Source organism: Gordonia araii NBRC 100433, from assembly GCF_000241265.1.
Taxonomy (GTDB): domain Bacteria; phylum Actinomycetota; class Actinomycetes; order Mycobacteriales; family Mycobacteriaceae; genus Gordonia; species Gordonia araii.
Map to the genome: position 1 here is coordinate 40,987 of NZ_BAEE01000056.1, position 18,336 is coordinate 59,322.

Sequence of the window (18,336 nt, forward strand, 5' to 3'; positions counted from 1 at the left end):
CGGACGACTCTAGGAGACGACCATGGGATTGCCCGAGTTCTGGTTCTTACTCATCGCGGTGCTGTTCACCGGCTACTTCGTGCTGGAGGGCTTCGACTTCGGCGTCGGCATGCTGATGGGCCTGTTGGGCCGGGGCGACGACAACAAGCGCCGGGCCATTCTCAACACCATCGGCCCGGTCTGGGACGGCAACGAGGTCTGGTTGCTCACCGCGGGCGGGGCGATGTTCGCCGCGTTCGGCGGCTGGTACGCGACGATGTTCACCGCGTTCTACCTGCCCCTGCTGCTGATCCTCGTCGCGCTGATCGTGCGCGTCTGCGCCATCGAGTGGCGCGGCAAGATCAACGACCCGCAGTGGCGCCGGGTCTGGGACTGGTGCATCGCGATCGGGTCCTGGGTACCCGCGTTGCTGTGGGGCGTCGCCTTCGCCAATGTCGTACGCGGATTGCCGATCGATGAGAACGCCCAGTTCACCGGAACCTTCTTCGGCCTGCTCAACCCGTACGCGCTACTCGGCGGGCTCACCACCCTGCTGGCCTTCCTGACCCACGGCGCGGTCTTCCTGTCGCTCAAGACGGCCGACGATCTGCGCGCGGAGTCGATGGTGTGGGCGTCCCGGCTGTCGATCGTCATGACCGTGGTCGCCGGTTCCTTCCTGCTGTGGACCCAGCTCGCCTACGGCAAGGGCTGGACCTGGGTTCCGGTGATCGTCGCCGCCGTCGCCGCGGTGGCGACCGTGGTCGCGACGTGGGCGAAACGCGAAGGGTGGGCGTTCGCGGCCACGTCGATCGCGATCATTGTGACCATCGTGACGCTGTTCGGCTGCCTCTACCCGGCGGTGTTGCCGTCGACGACGGACCCGGCGAACAGCCTCACCATCGCGAACACGTCGTCGAGCCACTACACGCTGGTCATCATGACGTGGGCAGCCGTGCTGATCACGCCGGTCGTGCTGCTCTACCAGGGCTGGTCGTACTGGGTGTTCCGGAAACGGATCTCCGCCGACGCCATCCCGCCGTCGGTCGGTCTGCCATCGTTGCGGGGGTGAGCGTCACTTCCGGTCGCGCGCGAGCGAGCCGAGCCCCGCTGGACCCACGGCTGCTGCGGCTTTCCCCCGCCGCGCGGCGCTACGTCGGCGTCACCGTCGGCGCCGGCCTGGTCACCACCCTCGCCGTCATCGCCATCGCGTTCGCCACGGCATCGATCCTCGCCGAACTGGTCACCGATCCGTCGCGCCGAGGGTTCGCCGCCCAGGCGGGCCATTTGGCGCTGCTCGCCGCGGGCATCGTCGTGCACGTCGCGACGACCTACGCCGGTGAGCGGTATGCGCAGCGGGCGGCGCAGACGGTCGTCGGCGAGGTCCGTCTCGAGGTTCTCGACTCCTACAGCGATCCGGCCCGCACCGATGCGCGGCACGTCGTCGGCAGCCGCGGTCGGGCGGCGACGGTGCTGCTTCGCGGACTCGACGACCTCGGACCGTACCTGTCGGGGTACGTGCCGTCGCTGATCCTCGCCGCAACGCTCACCCCGATCGTCATCGCCGTCATCGCGGTGGTCGACTTGGTGTCGGCCGGCCTCATTCTGCTGACCATCCCTCTGATCCCGATCTTCGGAATCCTCATCGGCCTGATGACCCGCGATCGGACGCAGGCGAAGCTCGACGCCACCGCGCGGCAGCAGTCGACGCTGCTCGATCTGATTGCCGGCATACCGACCCTGCGCGCGCTGCACCGCGCGCAGGGCGCCGGCGGGCAGGTGCGCGAACTCGGGGCGACGTGGCGGCGTTCGACGATGGGCACGCTGCGGGTGGCCTTTCTTTCCGGCGCCTGGCTGGAGTTGATGGCGACGTTGTCGGTCGCGCTGGTCGCCGTCAGCATCGGTTTGCGACTGGTCTACGGGGAGATGACCCTGTTCGCCGGTGTCCTCGCTCTGGTGCTGGCCCCCGAGGCGTACCGGCCGCTGCGACAGGTCGGCGCCGCGTTCCACGACTCGGCCGACGGAGTCGCCGCGACCGACGAGGCGTTCGCGCTGCTGGGCGAGGCCGACGGTCCCGATCCTGACCCGAATGCGTCCGCGGTGCCGCTGGCCAGTGTTCCCATCGTGTTCGACCGCGTCGGCGTGCGCGCCCGGGACGGGTGGGCGCCGCGCGACCTGTCGGTGGTGTGCGAGCCGGGGGCAGTCACGGTTCTGACCGGACCGAACGGTTCGGGCAAGTCGACCGCGTTCGCGGCGCTGCTCGGCTTGGCGGGGCTCGACGAGGGCGCGATCATCGTCGAAGATCAGGTCCTGTCCCGGTCCCAGCGTGCCGCCTGCCAGTCCGAAATCGCATGGCTGCCCCAGCATCCCGCGATCGTGCCGGGCACCGTCGCGGAGAACCTGGCGCTGCACGGACCGCTCGACCCGGCGTCGCTGGCGCGCGCGGCGGCGGCCACGGGATGGGCGGACGTCGCGGCCGAACAGTTCGGTGAGAGCGCCGCACTCGGGACCACGATGCTGGGTGACGGCGGTACCGGGTTGTCGGCGGGGCAGCGGCAGCGGCTGGCGCTGACCCGGACGCTGGCCCGCGATGCGCCGGTGATCGTGCTCGACGAGCCGACCGCCCATCTGGATGCTGCGGCCCGCGAACGGGTCGTCGGGGCGGTGCGCGAGCGGGCCGACGCGGGGGCGACGGTGATCGTCGCGGCACACCGCGCCGAGTGGATCGACGCGGCCGACCGGGTGGTGGAACTGTGACAGATCCGGTGTGGCGCGTCCTGGGCGCCCTCGACATTCGCCGACGGACACTCGCGTTGTCGCTGGCCTATGGCGTCGGAGGGGCGCTGAGCGCGCTCGGGCTGGCCGCACTGTCGGCGTGGCTGATCACCCGCGCGTGGCAGCAGCCGCCGATCTTGTCGCTGTCGATCGCGATCACCGCCGTGCGGGCGCTGGGCATCACGCGCGGCTTGTTCCGCTACCTCGAACGGTTGGCCACACACGACATGGCATTGCGGGCGATGGCCACCGCCAGGGAGAAGGTCTACCGGGCGCTGGCCACCGGCGACGCCGCGTCGACCGTGTCGATCCGGCGCGGCGACATCCTGGCGCGCACCGGTGCCGACGTCGACGAGATCGGCAACGCGGTGGTGCGAGCGGTGCTGCCCGCCGGTGTCGCCGCCGTGACCGGCGTCGCCGCGGTGACGATCATGGCGTTCGTGTCGCCGGTCGCCGCTGTCGTGCTGGCGGTCGCGCTGATCGTCGCGGGCGTCGCCGCGCCGGTGCTAGCGGCGCGGGGCGTTAGCTCGGCCGCCGAGTCGGCGGTACGGGGGCGGTCCGGGGTCGCGGAGTCGACGATGCTGTTGCTCGACCACGGCGCCGAACTGGCCGTGGCGGGTCGTCGGGGCGAGATCCTCCACGAGGTGTCTGCCGCGCAGGATCAGGTGGCGACGGCGACCGACCGCGGCGCGCGGCTACAGGCGCTCGCGGCCGCGGTCACGCCGCTGGCGATGGGGCTGACCGTCGTGGCGGCCTGTCTGATCGGCATCTCGCTCGCCGACGGCGGCGAGCCCAGTCCGATGCGGCTCGGCGTGCTGATACTGCTGGGCCTCTCGGCATTCGAAGCCGTGGTGCCGCTGGCCTCGGCCGGCGTCGCGTGGCAGCACAGCCGGGCCGCGGCCGAGCGGGTGCTCGACCTCGCCGGCGACCCCGGCGAGTGGTCGCGGGAATCGGCCGACGCGGCTGATGTCGATCGCTACCGCGGGCCGGTTCGGCTGGTCGCCGACGATCTCGAGTGGGGCTGGCCGGAGAGTCCCGTCTTGGGCGGACCCGTTGACCGGACGTTGACACCCGGTTCGCGGGTCGTCATCGTCGGGCCGAGCGGGTCCGGAAAGTCGACACTGCTGCTCACGCTGGCGGGATTGCTGGAGCCGCGGGGCGGGCAGGTGTCGGCGCAGAGCGCCGACGGTGAACCGGTCGATGTCCCGGCGGCGACGCTGTACTGCGCCCAGGATGCGCACCTGTTCTCGGTGTCGGTGCGCGAGAACCTGCTCGTCGGTCGCGGGGATGCGACGGAGGAGGAGATGCGCGACGCGCTGGTGTCGGTGGGCCTGGGGGAGTGGCTGGCCGGTCTGCCAGACGGTATGGACACGGTGCTCGTCGGCGGCTCGGACGCGGTGTCCGGCGGGCAGCGCCGGCGACTGCTGCTGGCGCGTGCGCTGCTCAACGCGTCGCCGGTGGTGTTGCTCGACGAGCCGACCGAGCATTTGGATGCCGCGGATTCCGACGACCTGCTGCGTGCCGCGCTGGGGGAGTTGTTCGGTCCGAAGCGCACGGTCGTGGTGGTGACGCACCACCTGCCGGTCGGCGTCGCCGCCGATCTGGTGCTCGAATCCGCGCCGATCGTGCCCTGATTTCCGCCGACCGTGCCCAGTTTTCCGCCGAGCGTGCCCAGTTTTCCGCCGACCGTGCCCAGATGTGCGTCGAGTGTGCCCACATTTCCGCCGACCGTGCCCACTCGATGAAGGCTGAGGTGCCCAGTCGGCGGGGGTGGGGTGCCCAGTCGGCGGGGGTGGGGTGCCCAGTCGGCGGGGGTGAGGTGCCCAGTCGGCGTCGTCAGTGCGAGCGGGGTGCGCTCGGTATCGACGAGTCAGCCGGCGTAGCGGTCGAGCCGTGCCGAAAGGCGGGGCGCGAGTTCCCCGTCGACGAGGCGTTCCTCGACGTAGGCGAAGGCGCCGTCCTCGGCCAGCCCGTAGAGGCGCTTGGCGCCGTGTAGCTTGGGTGCGGATGCGGAGCTGACGAGGGCGTCGGTCGCCACTTCCCACGCGGTCTGCGACAGCGGCTTGCCGTAGAAGAGTTCGATCGACCCTTCGGCATGTGCGACGAGGAGTTCGATGGAATCGTCTTCGCTGATTCGCCAATAGCCCGTCTCGCGGAAGAGTGGCGCGATGAATTCGCCGCGGTTGTCGACGGTCCACGAGCGTGTCTGCCAGTTGAGGAAATTCTGGCCGTCGTGGCTGACGATGATTTGCTCGGCGTAGGTGAGGTCGTCGCCGTCGTCACCGAGTCCGTGGCCGACACCTGAGCCGCGCCATACGCCGACCATGGGTAGCAGGGCGAGGAGACCGGGGTGCAGGTCGGCTCCCTCGCGGAGATTCGCGGTATCCGCGGGCAGCGGAAGATCTCCCCACGCGGGGAGGTTGCGAGACCCGGTGGTCTCTGCGATCGAGGCTGCTTGCTCGATCGCTTCGTTGCCCGAGCGCGTCACGACTCGTCGTTGATGAGGCGGTAGATGGCGTAGAGGCCGAACCAGGTGATCAGGATCGAGCACAGGACCAACAGCGCTGTAAAGAAGTGTTCCACGAGTCCGATTCTAGCGGGTGGGCACGACGGTGACGGTGGCGGTGTTGCTGACTGATGTTCGCGTTCTCAGCGCAGGGATGCCAGCCGGCTGCGCATCCGGGCGATGCCGATCGGTAGCCGGCCGGCGCGGGCGAAACGGTCGGGCGGAACGTCGGTTGTGATCGTCGTCGGTACGTCGGCGTCGTAGAGCACGTCGATGAGATGCACGAATCGTTGGGCGGCCTCGCGGTCGGCTCGCGCGAGATCGGGGACGGCGCGGATGGTCCAACTCGCGTGGCGCCGGGCCAACGCCAAGTAGTCGGTGGCGCTCAGCGCGCGTCCGCAGATCTCGTCGAAGTCGACGCCGAGGTGCGACGGCGACGATTCCCAAGCGCGCAGCGACCGGCTTCCGACGTCGATCGATACTCCGTCGCTGGGACCGGCGCTTTCGCACACTTCCCACCGGCCCGCGGCGAAACCGGTCCGCCGACCGCCCGTCGTGCGGTAGTCGATGCCAGCGTCCAAGTCGACGATGATGCACGTGCGTTCGATGAGTTCGATGGCCGGCCGAAACGTGTCGTGGAACAACGGGTTCGGCATGAGTTCGGACGGGCGGTCGTTGGAGGTGATCACCAGCCGGACACCGCGTTGGACGACGCTATCGATCAGGTTGTGCAGGAAGATGCCGTCGGCGGGGTCGTCGACGTGGAGTTCGTCGAAGCAGAGCACGTCGGCGCCGCCGAGGAAGCGGTCGATCGCGGCGGCCAGTCCGCCGTGCTCCCGGATCAGAAGGTGGAGGTCGCGGATGAACTCGTGCCAGTGGGCGCGAACGACGGCACCGCGGGGACAGCAGTCGACGTAGGCATCGAGCAGAGCGGTCTTTCCACGTCCGGCCGGCCCGGTGAGGTAGACGTTCGCCGAGTCCGCGAGCACGTCGCAGGCGTTGCGCTGCGAGTCGTCGAGCGCGAGGCGACTTGCCGCGATCAGGGTGGCTGTCTCGACATTGACGGCTGACGCGGATCGTTGTCGTGATCGACGCACTGCGGGCCTCCTTCGCATTCCTCTATGATTATAGAGGAATGCGGTATGATCTGGCTGTGACCCGTACCGACCGTCGCCGGCTCATCGCCGACGCAGCGCTGGACCTCGCGGCGACCGGCGGCAATCACGCGATCACCCACCAGACGATCGACCGGCACCTCGAATTGCCGAAAGGGTCGACCTCGTACTACTTCCGAACGCGGGGGGCCCTCGTCGGGGCCGCGGCTGAACGGCTTGTGGCACGTTCGCGGGAAGCCTTCGCCAGCCACCTCGCCAAGCACGGCGAGACGCCGGTCGATGTGATCGCCGGCTACCTGCTCGACCTGACCGTCGGACGGCGATCTGACGTTCTCGCCCGCCAAGCGCTGCTGTTGGATCCGACCGTGTCGGCGGTGACACGGGAGCGTCTTCTGGGATGTCTGTTCTCGACCGAGTCGGCCCGCTCGTTGATGACGGCATCGGGTTCATCGTCGCCCGATCGCGATGCCGAGCGGCTACTGATGCTGCTCGAAGGCATCGCTTTCACCCTGACGCACCGAGGTATCGACGCCAGAACCGGAAAAGCCGAGATCCGTGCGCAGCTAGGTGCCGCGTTCCCGGAATTGGTGTGAGCGACCGGAACCGGAGCCTCAGAAGTCGCCGTGCCGGCCCGCCCCGTCGCGAAACCGCTCGGCGCCCTCGACGGTTTCCCCGCTGGCGACAACGCCCAGACCGCCGCGAAACTCCGCGCGCATCGCCTCGTCGAACTCCAGGCCCCACTGGCCGTAGGCGCTCGCGCGGTCGGCGAGCATGCACGCCTGCGGGAAGCCGGCGATCTCTGCGGCGAGCGACTGTGCCGCGGCCAGCGCCGTTCCCGGGTCGACGACTCGGTTGGCCAATCCCATCGCGAATGCCTCGTCGGCGGTGACCGCGCGCCCGGTCAGGATGAGATCGAGTGCTCGTCCTTGACCGACGATCCGCGGTAGTCGGACGGTTCCGCCGTCGATCAGCGGCACGCCGAAACGTCGGCAGAACACGCCGACGATGGCGTCGGACGCCATCACCCGCAGGTCGGCGAGCAGTGCGAGTTCCAGTCCACCGGCCACGGCATGGCCTTCGATGGCGGCGATCAACGGCTTTGCCAAGCGCATGCGGCTCGGGCCCATCGGGGCGTCGCCGTCTTCGGTGAGCTGATTACGCCGCTCACCGCCCTCGGCCACCGCGACCAGGTCGGCTCCGGCGCAGAATGTGCCCTCGGCGCCGGTCAGAACGGCGACACGGGCGTCATCGTCGGCCTCGAACTCTCGCAACGCGTTGGCGAGAGCGTCGGCGGTCGGGCGGTCGACGGCGTTGCGGACCTCCGGACGGTTCAGCGTGATCGTCGTGACGGGGCCGTCGTGCGCGACTGTGACATTCATATTGGCGGAGACTAGTTGCTAGGGTCGATGTTGTCAGTGAACTGACACCCGGACGAGGGGCACCGTACCCGGCCAGCGACAAGACGGCGCCGACGAGGTGTCACATGGCTTGGCTGATCTTGGTCGTCTCAGGAGTGTTGGAAGCAATCTGGGCGACGGCGTTGGGACGTTCGGACGGATTCACGCGCGCCGCGCCGACCGCAGTGTTCGCGGTGGCGCTGATCGCGTCGATGGGTGGGCTCGCGTACGCGATGCGCAGCCTCCCGACGGGGACGAGCTACGCCGTCTGGGTGGGTATCGGTGCGGTACTCACCGTCGCGTACGGCATGGTCAGCGGCGACGAGCCGGCGTCGGTGATGCGCGTGGTGCTCATCCTGGTGATCGTCGGCTGCATCGTCGGGCTGAAGCTGGTCGGATAGCGCGAGCCGGGCACGGTCGGCGGGAATGTGGGCACGGTCGGCGAAACGAGGCAGGCCCCGCACCGATGAACGGTACGGGGCCTGGCCCGATCGGTTGCCTTGCCACGGCGAAGCGCCTCGCTAATGCGACGCCGCCTCGCTAATGCGACGCCGCCTCGCTAATGCGAAGCAGCCTCGCTAATGCGACGCAGTCTCGCTGTTTGCGACCTGCGTCGCTACTTGGCGACCGTGATGGTGTGGGTGTGGACGCCCGGGCCCTCCGGCGTGACGATCACGTCGCCGTTGCCGATCGAGCTGAGCGCACGCAACGTCCACGTGCCCGGAGCGGCGAAGAACCGGAAGTCACCGGTGCCGCTGGTCACGACCTCGGCGGTGAACTCACCGGTCGAGTCGAGCAGGCGCACGAACGCCCCGGGCACCGGTGCGCCGCTGGAGTCGGTGACCTGCCCGGTCAGGACGGTCTCCTTCTCCACGTCGACGCCGGCCGGCAATTGCTGGCCCTGTTTTGGTGCTGCACACATGGTTAAGCGCCCTCTCCAAGCTCGACCGGAACGCCGACCAGCGAGCCGTACTCGGTCCAGCTGCCGTCGTAGTTCTTGACATTCTCGTGGCCCAGCAGCTCCTGCAGCACGAACCAGGTGTGGCTGGAGCGCTCGCCGATGCGGCAGTAGGCGATGGTCTCCTTCTGACCGTCCAGACCCGCCTCCTTGTACAGCTCGGTCAGCTCGTCGTCGCTCTTGAACGTGCCGTCCTCGTTGGCGGCCTTGCTCCACGGCACGTTGATCGCTCCGGGGATGTGGCCGGGCACCTGGCTCTGCTCCTGCGGGAGGTGGGCCGGGGCCAGGATCTTGCCGCTGAACTCGTCAGGGCTACGCACGTCGACGAGGTTCTTGACGCCGATGGCCTCGACGACCTCGTCGCGGAAGGCGCGGATGGCGTTGTCGGGCGAGGCCGCGGTGTAGGTGGTGGCCGCACGGCTGACCGCGTCGGTGCTCAGCGGACGACCGTCGAGCTCCCACTTCTTGCGGCCGCCGTCGAGCAGCTTCACGTCCTGGTGGCCGTACAGCTTGAAGTACCAGTACGCGTAGGCGGCGAACCAGTTGTTGTTGCCGCCGTAGAGCACGACGGTGTCGTCATTGGCGATGCCCCGCTCGGACAGGAGCTTGGCGAACTGCTCGGCGTTGACGAAGTCGCGGCGGACCGGATCCTGCAGGTCGGCCTTCCAGTCGATCTTCACGGCGCCGGGGATGTGCCCGCCGTCGTAGGCGGAGGTGTCTTCGTCGACCTCGACGAAAACGACCTTGTCGGTGTTGAGATTCTGCTCAGCCCAATCGGCGCTGACCAGGACATCGGAGCGTGCCATGGTGGTTCCCTTTCACATGGTTGGAAAATCATCGGGGGAGTGGAACCAGAAGGTTCCTCGGGGGTGATGACGGCCGTGCCGAAACGGAATCCGGATATCTCCGGCCGTGGGAACACGAGAAGTCTTGATCAGAATCCGCTGCCGCCATCTTCAGGTGGTGGCGCGTGGGCGACCACCGTCTAGCGACAGCAACAGGCCGCGAAACGACAGAAGTCGATCGCGTAGCGGCGAGTGAGCATCAGCTCTCGGCCTGTTTGCATGCCACGACCATACAACAGTGCGTGACGATGTTCAGAACTGGTCTGGTGCGACGGTCAGGCGCGCGGCCTTACCGCTGATCAGAACGTCGCTGCCGGCGCTGTTGGCGGTCGTCGGCACCACGCCCCACGGCAGCCGCGGAAACGGGACGCGGCTGCTGAAGCGCTGGAGCACAGCCCGGCGGTGCTGAGGCGCGACGTCGGCGCGGGCATGTTCTTCGGGTCCGGTGTAGAAGTCCGTCGCCGTGATCACCAGATCACCGTCGACGACGGACAGGTCGACGGTGACGCTCACGCGGACGCGCTCCCCGTCGAACTTCTGGGCCGACGGGGGGTATCGCGAGTCGGTGCGCGGGCTGGGCCGATGCGGGGGCAGCGACACGGTGCCGGTGAGCAGGACACCCGACGAGCGTTCGAGGAGACCGTCGCCGGGGCCGCCGCCACCGGCTCGGTCCGTCGGTGCGGGCGTGTTCACCGCGAGATCGGTGATATCGAGCATCCGCCCCAGATTCACCGAGTCGAGCTTCGCGTAGGCCTGCACGTCGCGCAGGTTCACCGGCGCCCAGCCGTGCCAGCGGTGCGCGGCGTCGGCGCGAATGCCGCCGGCCTGTACGCCCAGCTCGGCCCAGCAGGTGGTCGTGGCGCAGGTCTGAGGCACCCCGCGCAGGTCGGCCGGCCCCCCGACCGCGATGCCGCGAGCCGTGATGGTCAGGCCGGGGAAGTCACCGCGGCGCGCGTGCGTCGAATACGGGAAACCGCCGAGGGTCACCTCCGGTTCGAACACGACGCGCGGTGCCGAGCGCAAGGCCGTGGCCAGCTCGCGCTCGCTGCGCGCCGCTCGCAAGGTGTCCACAGTCACCAATGCCCCCAAAACCGCGATGACCAGGCCAAATACGGCAATTGCGACGATTCTGCCACGACGTGGCGAGTCGGCGATGTGAACTACGGGTGTCATCAGCGTTATTCTGTCATCTAACCCCGCTGCCGCCGTCGTCAGTGTGAGCGTCTTTCGACGACGCTCCTGACCTCGTCGCCGACGTCCTGAAACGCGGTGACCCAAGCAGAAGCGGAGCTGTGATGGACCTGTTGCTCCTGACCTCCCACCCCGATCCGGGGTCGGTCCTGCCCTCCCTGTCCCTATTGGCGCATACCGTGCGCGACGCCCCGGCCGACGTCTCGGCCCTCCTGACTACCGAATCGGCCCACGCGGTGCTCGTCGATGCCCGCACCGATCTCGCCGCCGCGCGAAATCTGTGTCGCCTGCTGTCGAGCACCGCGTCGGTTCCGGTGGTCGCCGTGCTGACCGAGGGCGGGCTGATCGCGGTCAACGCCGAATGGAATCTCGATGATTTCCTCCTCGCCGAAATCGGACCGGCCGAGCTGGACGCGCGTCTGCGGATGCTCACCGCGCGACGGGTCAGCGTGCGGCCCGAGGAGCACACGTCGACGCTGACGCTGGGCGCCGTCACCATCGACGAGGAGACGTACACGGCACGGTTGCGCGGCAAGCCGATGGATCTGACGTACAAGGAATTCGAACTCCTCAAGTACCTCATCGCGCATGCCGGCCGCGTGTTCACCCGCGCCCAGCTGCTGCACGAGGTGTGGGGCTACGACTACTTCGGCGGCACTCGCACGGTGGATGTCCACGTTCGCCGTTTGCGCGCCAAGCTCGGACCCGACCACGAAACACTCATCGGGACCGTCCGCAACGTCGGGTACAAGGCGGTGCGCCCGGCTCGGGGACGAAGCGCCGATGACGCCGACGAGGGCTTCGAGCCCGACGATGAGATACTCGACGAACAGGCCGCCGCACCGTAGCGAGCCCTCGACCGGAAGGCCCGTCCGTGACCGATATCGCCGCGCAGCGGGCCCTGTCCGACGACGAGCAGCGGGCGGTGCGGGCCATCGTCGCGGCAGCGCAGGCCGTCGACGGGGTGGAGCCGCTCGGTGAGGCGCCGATGTCCGCGCTCGGCTCGACCGCTCCAGCGGTTACCCATCTTCTAGCTGTCGCCGACGGGGAGATCCGCGGCTACGCGTCGGTGCTGCCCGGCCGCGACGGCGAGCCGGCGATGGCCGAAGCGGTCGTCGTACCGGCGGCGCGAGAGCACGGAATCGGCACGGAATTGATCCGCCGCGCGCTCGCCACGGCCGACGGGTCCTGCCGCGTCTGGGCGCACGGCGACCTTCCCGCGGCCCGGGCGGTCGCCGCACACTTGGGGCTGGTGCCGCGCCGCGAGCTCCTCCAGCTCCGCCGGGACGTGGGGCCCGGTGCCGCGCCCTTGCCTCCGCTGCCGGCGCGTTCGGATGTCGTGCTGCGCACCTACGAGGGGACGGCCGACGACGCGGAGATCCTGCGCGTCAACAACGCGGCTTTCGACTGGCATCCCGAGCAGGGCGGCTGGACGGTCGATCAGATCGCCGAGCGCACCGGTGCCGGCTGGTTCGACCCGGCCGGCGTCTTCGTCGCCGTCGACGCGGGGTCGCAGCGCCTGCTTGGCTTCCACTGGACGAAGGTGCACGGCCCCGACCTCGGCGAGGTGTACATCGTGGGCGTCGACCCCGACGCCCAGGGCCGGGGGCTGGGCAATCACCTGACGCTGGCGGGGCTGCACTACCTGGCCGAGCGCGTGCCGACGGTGAATCTGTACGTCGAGGGCGACAACACGGCGGCACTGCGGACCTACGAGGGGCTCGGATTCGAGCGGTACCGCGCCGACGTGGCCTACGGCCGGTCCGGCGAAGGGAATGAAGGCTAGGTCGTCTCGATCAACTGCTGCGGCGTCATGCCGGTGGTCTGGAAGACGACGCGGCGGCCGATGAGCACGGCGTGGTCGGCGAATCGCTCGTAGTAGCGGCCCAGCAGCGTCACGTCGACCGCGGCGGCGACGCCGTGTTTCCACTCCCGATCCATCAGCACCGAGAACAGGTGGCGATGCAGGTCGTCCATCGCGTCGTCATCCTCTTCCAGCTGCAGCGCATCCTGCGGATCCTGGGATTCGAGGACCTCGCGGGCACTGTGGGCGAGCTTGACGGCGAGGCGGCCCATTTCGGCGAAGTAGCCGTCGACCTCCTCGGGCAAAGTCTTGTTCGGGTGCCGGCGTCGGGCGACTTTGGCGACGTGCAGCGCCAGCGCGCCCATGCGATCGACGTCGGCGACGATCTGGAAGCCGGTGACGGTGGCCCGCAGGTCGGCGGGCATCGGCGCCTGCTGGCTCAGAAGGGCGAATGCCCGCTTCTCGGCCTTACCGGACAGATCGGTCATCCGATCGTGGTCGGTGATGACCTCTTCGGCCACCTGGAGATTCGCGCGGAGCAATGCCTGGGTGGCACGGTCCATCGCGGTCCCCGCGAGATCGCACATCTCGCCGAGGATGCCGTTGAGCGCGGCTACCTGTTCCTGGTAGGCGCTTGTCTTGCCGGACCGCCTGCGCATACGTCCACCCTACTGGTGTCGGTTGCCGATGCGGGCGTACGGCTCAATCGCAGCTGACGTCGCCCGCGTTCGTGACGGCGAGGTCGCTGGGCAGATTGGCCTCGACCTTGCGCGGCGGGAGCTGATCGACGTTGATCCGGGAGCCCGGCGTCGCGTAGGAGCGCAGCGACGTCGACGTGGAGAAATCCGATCCGAGGACCAGTTCGACACCCGACTTTACGGTCCGGTCCGCCTGGATCTTGGCCCCGGGGAACATCCGCGCGACGGTGGCGGCGGCGTCGCGCTGTCCCGGCCCGTAGCGCACCACGGTGCTGTCGAGCTTCTGGCTGGCGTCGGCGACGCCGCGAACCTCGAACCCCTTGGGCGTCAGCAGTTCGCTGGCGTGCGAGGCCAGCCCGGCCTGATCGGTGCCGTTGAGGATCCGGACGCCGACGTTGGACGGGGTCATCGCCAGCGCGTTGACCTTGCTGGGCGTCGCCGGCGCCGCGGGAGCATCGCCCTTGTCGTCGCCTTGCTTGTCGTCCTTCTTCACCGGCTTCGGCTTCGGCTTCTCGCCGGGCAGCGGGTCGTCGTTGATGATGGCGTCGAACAGCGCCTGGATGTCCTCGTCGCGGGGCAGCTCGTTGTTCATCCCGTCCTCGCTGGTGCCCGACGTCGGCACGGTCACGAAGCTGACGCGACCGGCATCGATGCCGCGCATCGAGTCGGCGAGGTCCAGCAGCGACTCGGTGTCCACGTTGTCGACGTAGCTGTTGCGGGTGAAGGTGCGGGCGACCCGGTTCAGCTTCGCCGGGTTGGACAGCACGTTGCCCGACAGCGTCGAGCGGAGCAGCGACGACATGAACAACTGCTGGCGCTTGATGCGTCCGTAGTCGCCGTTGCCTTCGGTCGAGATCATTCGGGCGCGCACGTACTTCAGGGCTTTGCGGCCGTTGAGGCGTTGACGGCCGGCCTTGGGCAGGACGGTGCCGATCTCGTAGTCGTAGAGCGGAGTGGTGGAGCAGACGTAGACGCCGCCGACCGTGTCGACGATCTTGCGGAAGGCGACGAAGTCCATCCCGATGAAGTGGTTGATGTTCAGCCCGCTGATCTTGGTGATCGTCTTGACCAGGCACTTGGGCCCGCCGATGGCGTAGACGGAGTTCAGCTTGACGTTGTCGGCGGCCGATACCCACTGGCCGGTGTACTCGCCGGTGTTGTCGTTGAAGCCCTCGCACTCGGGGTGGCTGACGGCGAGGTCGCGCGGGAACGAGACGGCGACGACGCGACTGCGGTTGGCGGGGATGTTGATCAGGATGATGGTGTCCGACCGGGCGCCCTCGGTGAGGGTCGCGTCGCCCGCGCCGAACTTGGCGTTCTTGCCCGCGCGGGTGTCGGTGCCGACGATGAGGTAGTTCTCGTCGCCGTACTGCTGCTTCTTCTCTTTGATGTTGTCGTCGTCGCCGTCGAGCGCATTGACGTTGCGCCACGAGTTGTTGACCGAGCCGTTGACCGCCCACGCGGCACCGGTGCCAACGAGGGCGAGGACGCACGCCGCTGTGGTCACCACGCGCCCGGCGACTTTCGCGTCGCGGGCCAGCAATTCGCGTCGGCTGCGTCCAGTGTGGCCGCGCTTGGCGGCGAGCTTGACCGGGTCCGGGGTGCGCTGCAGCGCCTGGTGGCGCGATTCGGTGCGGACCCGGCGATTCGTCGCCGTCGCCGACAGGTCGACGGGTACATCGCTGCGTCGCCGCACGACCGGGATGCGCTGGGTGACGTCGTTGGAGATCGGCCCGCCGTCGTCGATGGTGCGATAGACGGGCTGGCTCTGATCGAGCCACTGGGTGGTTGGACGCTCGTCGGGCGGCTGGGGCGCGCGCGGTGTCGCCTCCATCTGCTCCATGAGTTCGCGAACCGTGAGTCGCGATCGGCCGCGGACATAGCGGTCGCGATCGGCCGGCTCGCGCAACACATTCGGGTCGGGCGAGCCGGCCCCGGACGCGGTGACCCAGCCGTCGCCGGCAGAGGTGGCGCGCCCCGGGGTCTCTCGACGACGGCGGTCGCCGCGGTCGGAACCCGAGAACTTGTCTCCCGGTGGCTGGCTCAACAGATGTCCTTCACGTCTTCGGTGCGGCGCCCGAGACGCCGCGAACGATTATCCATCGTACTGTCCGGACCTGAGAGCTAGCCGTGGCCAGGTGCACTGTGACGCAATCCAGAGCCCAGCGTCATAGTGGCGTTACCCGCCCGAGTGCATGACGTCGGCGGCCGTGGGGACCGCGCAGTCCTCGGGATCGTCGAGCCAGCCGTACGGCAGCGATACCTTTCCGGGCGAGCCCTGACGACCGCGCGGGCCGCCGGCGTCGTCGGGGAAGGGAACGTCCGGATCGAGCTGCGCTATCAGGCCGTCGAGCTCGTCGACGGTGGAGATCGCGGCGAAACTGCGCCGCAGATCGCCTCCGACCGGGAATCCCATCAAGTACCAGGCCATGTGTTTGCGTAGGTCGCGCAGGCCACGTTCCTCGCCGTGATGCTCGGCGAGAAGCACGGCGTGACGGTGCATGATGGCGCCGACCTGGCCGAGATTCGGCGGGACGGGCAGTGGATCGCCGCGCAACGCGGCCGCCAGCTCGGCGAACAGCCACGGACGGCCAAGGCAGCCGCGCCCGACGACGACGCCGTCGCAGCCGGTTCGCGCCATCATCGTCACCGCGTCGTCGGCGCTGAAGATGTCGCCGTTGCCGAGGACCGGGATGGTGGTGACCGCCTGTTTGAGCTGGGCGATGGCCTCCCAATCAGCCTGACCGGAATAGCGCTGTGACGCGGTGCGCGCATGGAGCGCGACGGCCGCGCATCCGCCGTCCTCGGCGATGCGGCCGGTGTCGAGGAAGGTGAGGTGCTCGTCGTCGATCCCCTTGCGGAACTTCAAGGTGACCGGAACGCCGTACGGTTCGGCGGCCGCGACCATCGCATCGACGATCCGCGCCAACAGCCAGCGCTTGTACGGCAGGGCCGCTCCGCCGCCCAGCTTGGTCACCTTGGGGACCGGGCAGCCCAGATTGAGGTCGATGTGGTCGGCCCAGCCTTCGCCCGCGATGATCCGCACGGCTTCGCCGAGGGTGTCCGGATCGACGCCGTAGAGCTGCATGGAGCGGGGCGACTCGTCGTCGTCGAAGCTCATCATGTGCAGCGTCTTCTCGTTGCGTTCGACGACGGCGCGCGCCGTGATCATCTCGCAGACGTAGATCGCCGTGGAGCTGCCGAATTCCCGGCACAGACGCCGGTAGGCCCGGTTGGTGACACCGGCCATCGGGGCCAGAACCACCGGCGGATCGACCCGAAACGGGCCGATCCGCAGGTCGGTGCTAGTGGTGGTGGCGGAGGTCAGGACGCCTGCTTCTCGCGTTTCGCCGCCTCGCGGGCCAGTGCGCGGTCGCGCATCTCCTCGAAACGGGTGGCGTCCTTGTCGAGCTGCTCGAGGAAGGCCGCGAGCTCTTCGCGGGTCTTCTCGCCCTCGGGGCCGAAGTCGGTGCGCTCGAAGACGTTCCACTTGCGCAGCACCGGCATGACGACCTCTTCGTAGTGCTGACGAAGGTCGTAGATGCCGTGCTTGGCCATCAGCACGCCGTGGCGGCGGAAGTTAGGCATGCCCATGCCCGGCATCTGGAAGTTGGTGACGATGTCGGTGACCGCGCGCAGCGTCTGGTCCGGCGACAGGTCCATGCCGGCGCCGCAGATGTTGCGGTAGAAGACCATGTGTAGGTTCTCGTCGGCGGCGATGCGCTGGAGCATGCGATCGGCGATCGGATCGTTACAGGCCTTGCCGGTGTTGCGGTGGCTCACGCGGGTGGCCAGCTCCTGGAAGGTCACGTAGGCGACCGAGTGCAGCAGGCCGACCTCGTCGAGGTCGCCGTACTCGTTCTGCAGATCCTCCATGCGGTCCGCGGCGACGAGGACCGGGTCGTAGCCGTTGGTCATGTGGATCATCCGGGCCTCTTCGAGGGCGACGGGATCCACGCCGCGGGTGACGACCAGGTAGTCGCGCATCACGATGCCGTGGCGGTTCTCCTCCGCGGTCCAGCGGCCGACCCAGTGGCCCCACGCGGAGTCCATCGAGAAGTTGTCGGCGATCACGCGGTGGTACGAGGGCAGGTTGTCCTCGGTGAGGAGGTTGGTGATCATCGCGGCCTTGGCGACCTCGTCGAGCTGGGATTGCTCCGGGTCGTAGTCGCTGCCCCCGAGCGCCGCGAAGTTCTGGCCCTCATCCCACGGGATGTAGTCGTGGGGGTTCCAGTTGCGGGCGTGCTTGAGGTGTCGGTTGACGTTGTCCTCGGCGACCGGGGCCAGCTCCTGCAGTAGCTCGAGCTGCGTGAGTGCGCGTGCCATGTGTAGATCCTCCGGATGCTTCTAGGGGTCGACCGAGCATCGGGCCCGGCAAGTACAAAGCAATACCGACTCAAGCGTACGGCACTAACTGGACCGACCCAAGTCACCGACACAGGCGCGGGCGAAGGTCCCGGCGCCGCCTCACAGGGGTGGTGGCGCAGGTCTCAGCGGTCGAACATCTTCCCGATGGTGTCCATCCACTGCCTGGCCGGTTCGTCGATCGTGCCCAGTTCTGCGGCTTTGCGGCACCACCGCATCGCGGCCTGGCCGAACAGCATCGGGTTGTAGACGTCTTCCTCGCAGCTCCACAGTCCGTCGCCGGCGTAGGTGAGGATCGTGATGTTGGTCGCCGTGATGTGCGTCCCATCACCCGGATCGCGCATCGGGTTGTCGACTTCGCAGATCACCCGGGACGTGGACGGGTCGACGACGTGCCACAGCGACGGATACCCGGTCATGTGGCTGCCGGGGAAGGCGTGCATCGTCTTGTTGATCCATTTCCGGATCGCCTCGCGGCCCTTCATCGTGCCCATCGCGTGCTCGATGTAGTCGGCGTCGACGGTGAACTGGTCGGCCCACTTGTCCCAATCGCGGGTCTCTGCGACCTCGGCGACGGTCGCTTGGAACTGTGCGAACGCATCGTTGAGTTCGTCGGCGGTGAAGCGCGGGGACTGCTCGACATCGGCCATGGGTGGATCCTATCCGTCGCGCCGAACGGCCCAGCGCATAGACTTCCGGGAAGCGC

General features: G+C 68.5%; 18 protein-coding genes and 1 riboswitch. Of the genes, 7 read left to right on the plus strand and 11 right to left on the minus strand.

The annotated features are described in order from the left end of the window. Positions 1-22: 22 nt before the first annotated feature. From cydB to cydC, 3 genes are read left to right on the plus strand one after another with little or no spacing between them, the layout of a single operon-like run. Positions 23-1,048: a cytochrome d ubiquinol oxidase subunit II gene (gene cydB, locus GOARA_RS10625; protein WP_007322372.1), complete on the plus strand. Its 1,026-nt coding sequence runs from the start codon at positions 23-25 to the stop codon at positions 1,046-1,048. Beyond that, positions 1,045-2,733 (plus strand): thiol reductant ABC exporter subunit CydD, encoded by a 1,689-nt coding sequence (cydD, locus tag GOARA_RS10630; protein WP_007322373.1) that lies wholly within the window; start codon positions 1,045-1,047, stop codon positions 2,731-2,733. The genes cydB and cydD overlap by 4 nt, the downstream gene beginning before the upstream one ends. Beyond that, on the plus strand, positions 2,730-4,385 hold the full coding sequence (cydC, locus tag GOARA_RS10635) for a thiol reductant ABC exporter subunit CydC (protein ID WP_007322374.1): 1,656 nt from the start codon (positions 2,730-2,732) through the stop codon (positions 4,383-4,385). Before cydD ends, cydC begins: the two co-directional genes overlap by 4 nt. A gap of 236 nt (positions 4,386-4,621) precedes the next feature. Here cydC and GOARA_RS10640 read toward each other — a convergent pair whose 3' ends face one another. Next, positions 4,622-5,239, minus strand: coding sequence for a heme-binding beta-barrel domain-containing protein (locus tag GOARA_RS10640; RefSeq protein WP_007322375.1), 618 nt, complete (start codon positions 5,237-5,239; stop codon positions 4,622-4,624). 161 nt (positions 5,240-5,400) lie between these two features. Continuing rightward, positions 5,401-6,354, minus strand: coding sequence for a cell division protein ZapE (gene zapE, locus GOARA_RS10645; RefSeq protein WP_007322376.1), 954 nt, complete (start codon positions 6,352-6,354; stop codon positions 5,401-5,403). Between the two features lie 56 nt (positions 6,355-6,410). Here zapE and GOARA_RS10650 point away from each other — a divergent pair, with 56 nt between their 5' ends. Beyond that, the gene (locus tag GOARA_RS10650) at positions 6,411-6,965 is read left to right on the plus strand and encodes a TetR/AcrR family transcriptional regulator (protein ID WP_245548406.1); all 555 of its coding nucleotides are present in this window, start codon (positions 6,411-6,413) and stop codon (positions 6,963-6,965) included. 18 nt (positions 6,966-6,983) lie between these two features. Here the strand turns inward: GOARA_RS10650 and GOARA_RS10655 are convergent, their stop codons facing one another. Next, positions 6,984-7,751: a crotonase/enoyl-CoA hydratase family protein gene (locus tag GOARA_RS10655; RefSeq protein ID WP_007322378.1), complete on the minus strand. Its 768-nt coding sequence runs from the start codon at positions 7,749-7,751 to the stop codon at positions 6,984-6,986. Between the two features lie 27 nt (positions 7,752-7,778). Further along, positions 7,779-7,844, plus strand: a riboswitch (guanidine-III (ykkC-III) riboswitch). 11 nt (positions 7,845-7,855) lie between these two features. On the opposite strand from GOARA_RS10655, the gene GOARA_RS10660 reads away from it, so the two are divergent. Beyond that, positions 7,856-8,170: a DMT family transporter gene (locus GOARA_RS10660; RefSeq protein ID WP_007322379.1), complete on the plus strand. Its 315-nt coding sequence runs from the start codon at positions 7,856-7,858 to the stop codon at positions 8,168-8,170. A gap of 215 nt (positions 8,171-8,385) precedes the next feature. On the opposite strand, the gene GOARA_RS10665 is transcribed toward GOARA_RS10660, so the two are convergent. The 3 genes from GOARA_RS10665 to GOARA_RS10675 all read right to left on the minus strand — a co-directional run bounded on the left by GOARA_RS10665 (position 8,386) and on the right by GOARA_RS10675 (position 10,649). After that, positions 8,386-8,691 carry a DUF1416 domain-containing protein gene (locus tag GOARA_RS10665; RefSeq protein WP_007322380.1) on the minus strand — a complete coding sequence of 102 codons (306 nt, stop codon included), beginning with the start codon at positions 8,689-8,691 and terminating at the stop codon, positions 8,386-8,388. 2 nt (positions 8,692-8,693) lie between these two features. Beyond that, positions 8,694-9,533 carry a sulfurtransferase gene (locus GOARA_RS10670; RefSeq protein ID WP_007322381.1) on the minus strand — a complete coding sequence of 280 codons (840 nt, stop codon included), beginning with the start codon at positions 9,531-9,533 and terminating at the stop codon, positions 8,694-8,696. A 291-nt stretch (positions 9,534-9,824) separates the two neighbouring features. Then, entirely contained in the window at positions 9,825-10,649 is an 825-nt protein-coding gene (locus GOARA_RS10675; protein WP_170265504.1) for an LmeA family phospholipid-binding protein, read from the minus strand. A 218-nt stretch (positions 10,650-10,867) separates the two neighbouring features. On the opposite strand from GOARA_RS10675, the gene GOARA_RS10680 reads away from it, so the two are divergent. Continuing rightward, positions 10,868-11,611 (plus strand): response regulator transcription factor, encoded by a 744-nt coding sequence (locus tag GOARA_RS10680; protein ID WP_040522738.1) that lies wholly within the window; start codon positions 10,868-10,870, stop codon positions 11,609-11,611. Between the two features lie 26 nt (positions 11,612-11,637). Continuing rightward, entirely contained in the window at positions 11,638-12,549 is a 912-nt protein-coding gene (gene mshD / locus GOARA_RS10685; RefSeq protein WP_007322384.1) for a mycothiol synthase, read from the plus strand. Here the strand turns inward: mshD and phoU are convergent. From phoU to GOARA_RS10710, 5 genes are all read right to left on the minus strand, one after another. After that, entirely contained in the window at positions 12,546-13,226 is a 681-nt protein-coding gene (gene phoU / locus GOARA_RS10690; RefSeq protein WP_007322385.1) for a phosphate signaling complex protein PhoU, read from the minus strand. The two genes, mshD and phoU, sit on opposite strands and share 4 nt — an antisense overlap. A gap of 43 nt (positions 13,227-13,269) precedes the next feature. Further along, on the minus strand, positions 13,270-15,312 hold the full coding sequence (locus GOARA_RS10695; protein ID WP_007322386.1) for an LCP family protein: 2,043 nt from the start codon (positions 15,310-15,312) through the stop codon (positions 13,270-13,272). A gap of 132 nt (positions 15,313-15,444) precedes the next feature. After that, the gene (gene dusB, locus GOARA_RS10700) at positions 15,445-16,563 is read right to left on the minus strand and encodes a tRNA dihydrouridine synthase DusB (RefSeq protein ID WP_211599500.1); all 1,119 of its coding nucleotides are present in this window, start codon (positions 16,561-16,563) and stop codon (positions 15,445-15,447) included. Positions 16,564-16,589: 26 nt separating this feature from the next. After that, positions 16,590-17,591: an acyl-ACP desaturase gene (locus GOARA_RS10705; protein ID WP_007322388.1), complete on the minus strand. Its 1,002-nt coding sequence runs from the start codon at positions 17,589-17,591 to the stop codon at positions 16,590-16,592. Positions 17,592-17,755: 164 nt separating this feature from the next. After that, on the minus strand, positions 17,756-18,280 hold the full coding sequence (locus tag GOARA_RS10710) for a nuclear transport factor 2 family protein (RefSeq protein WP_007322389.1): 525 nt from the start codon (positions 18,278-18,280) through the stop codon (positions 17,756-17,758). Positions 18,281-18,336 lie beyond the last annotated feature (56 nt).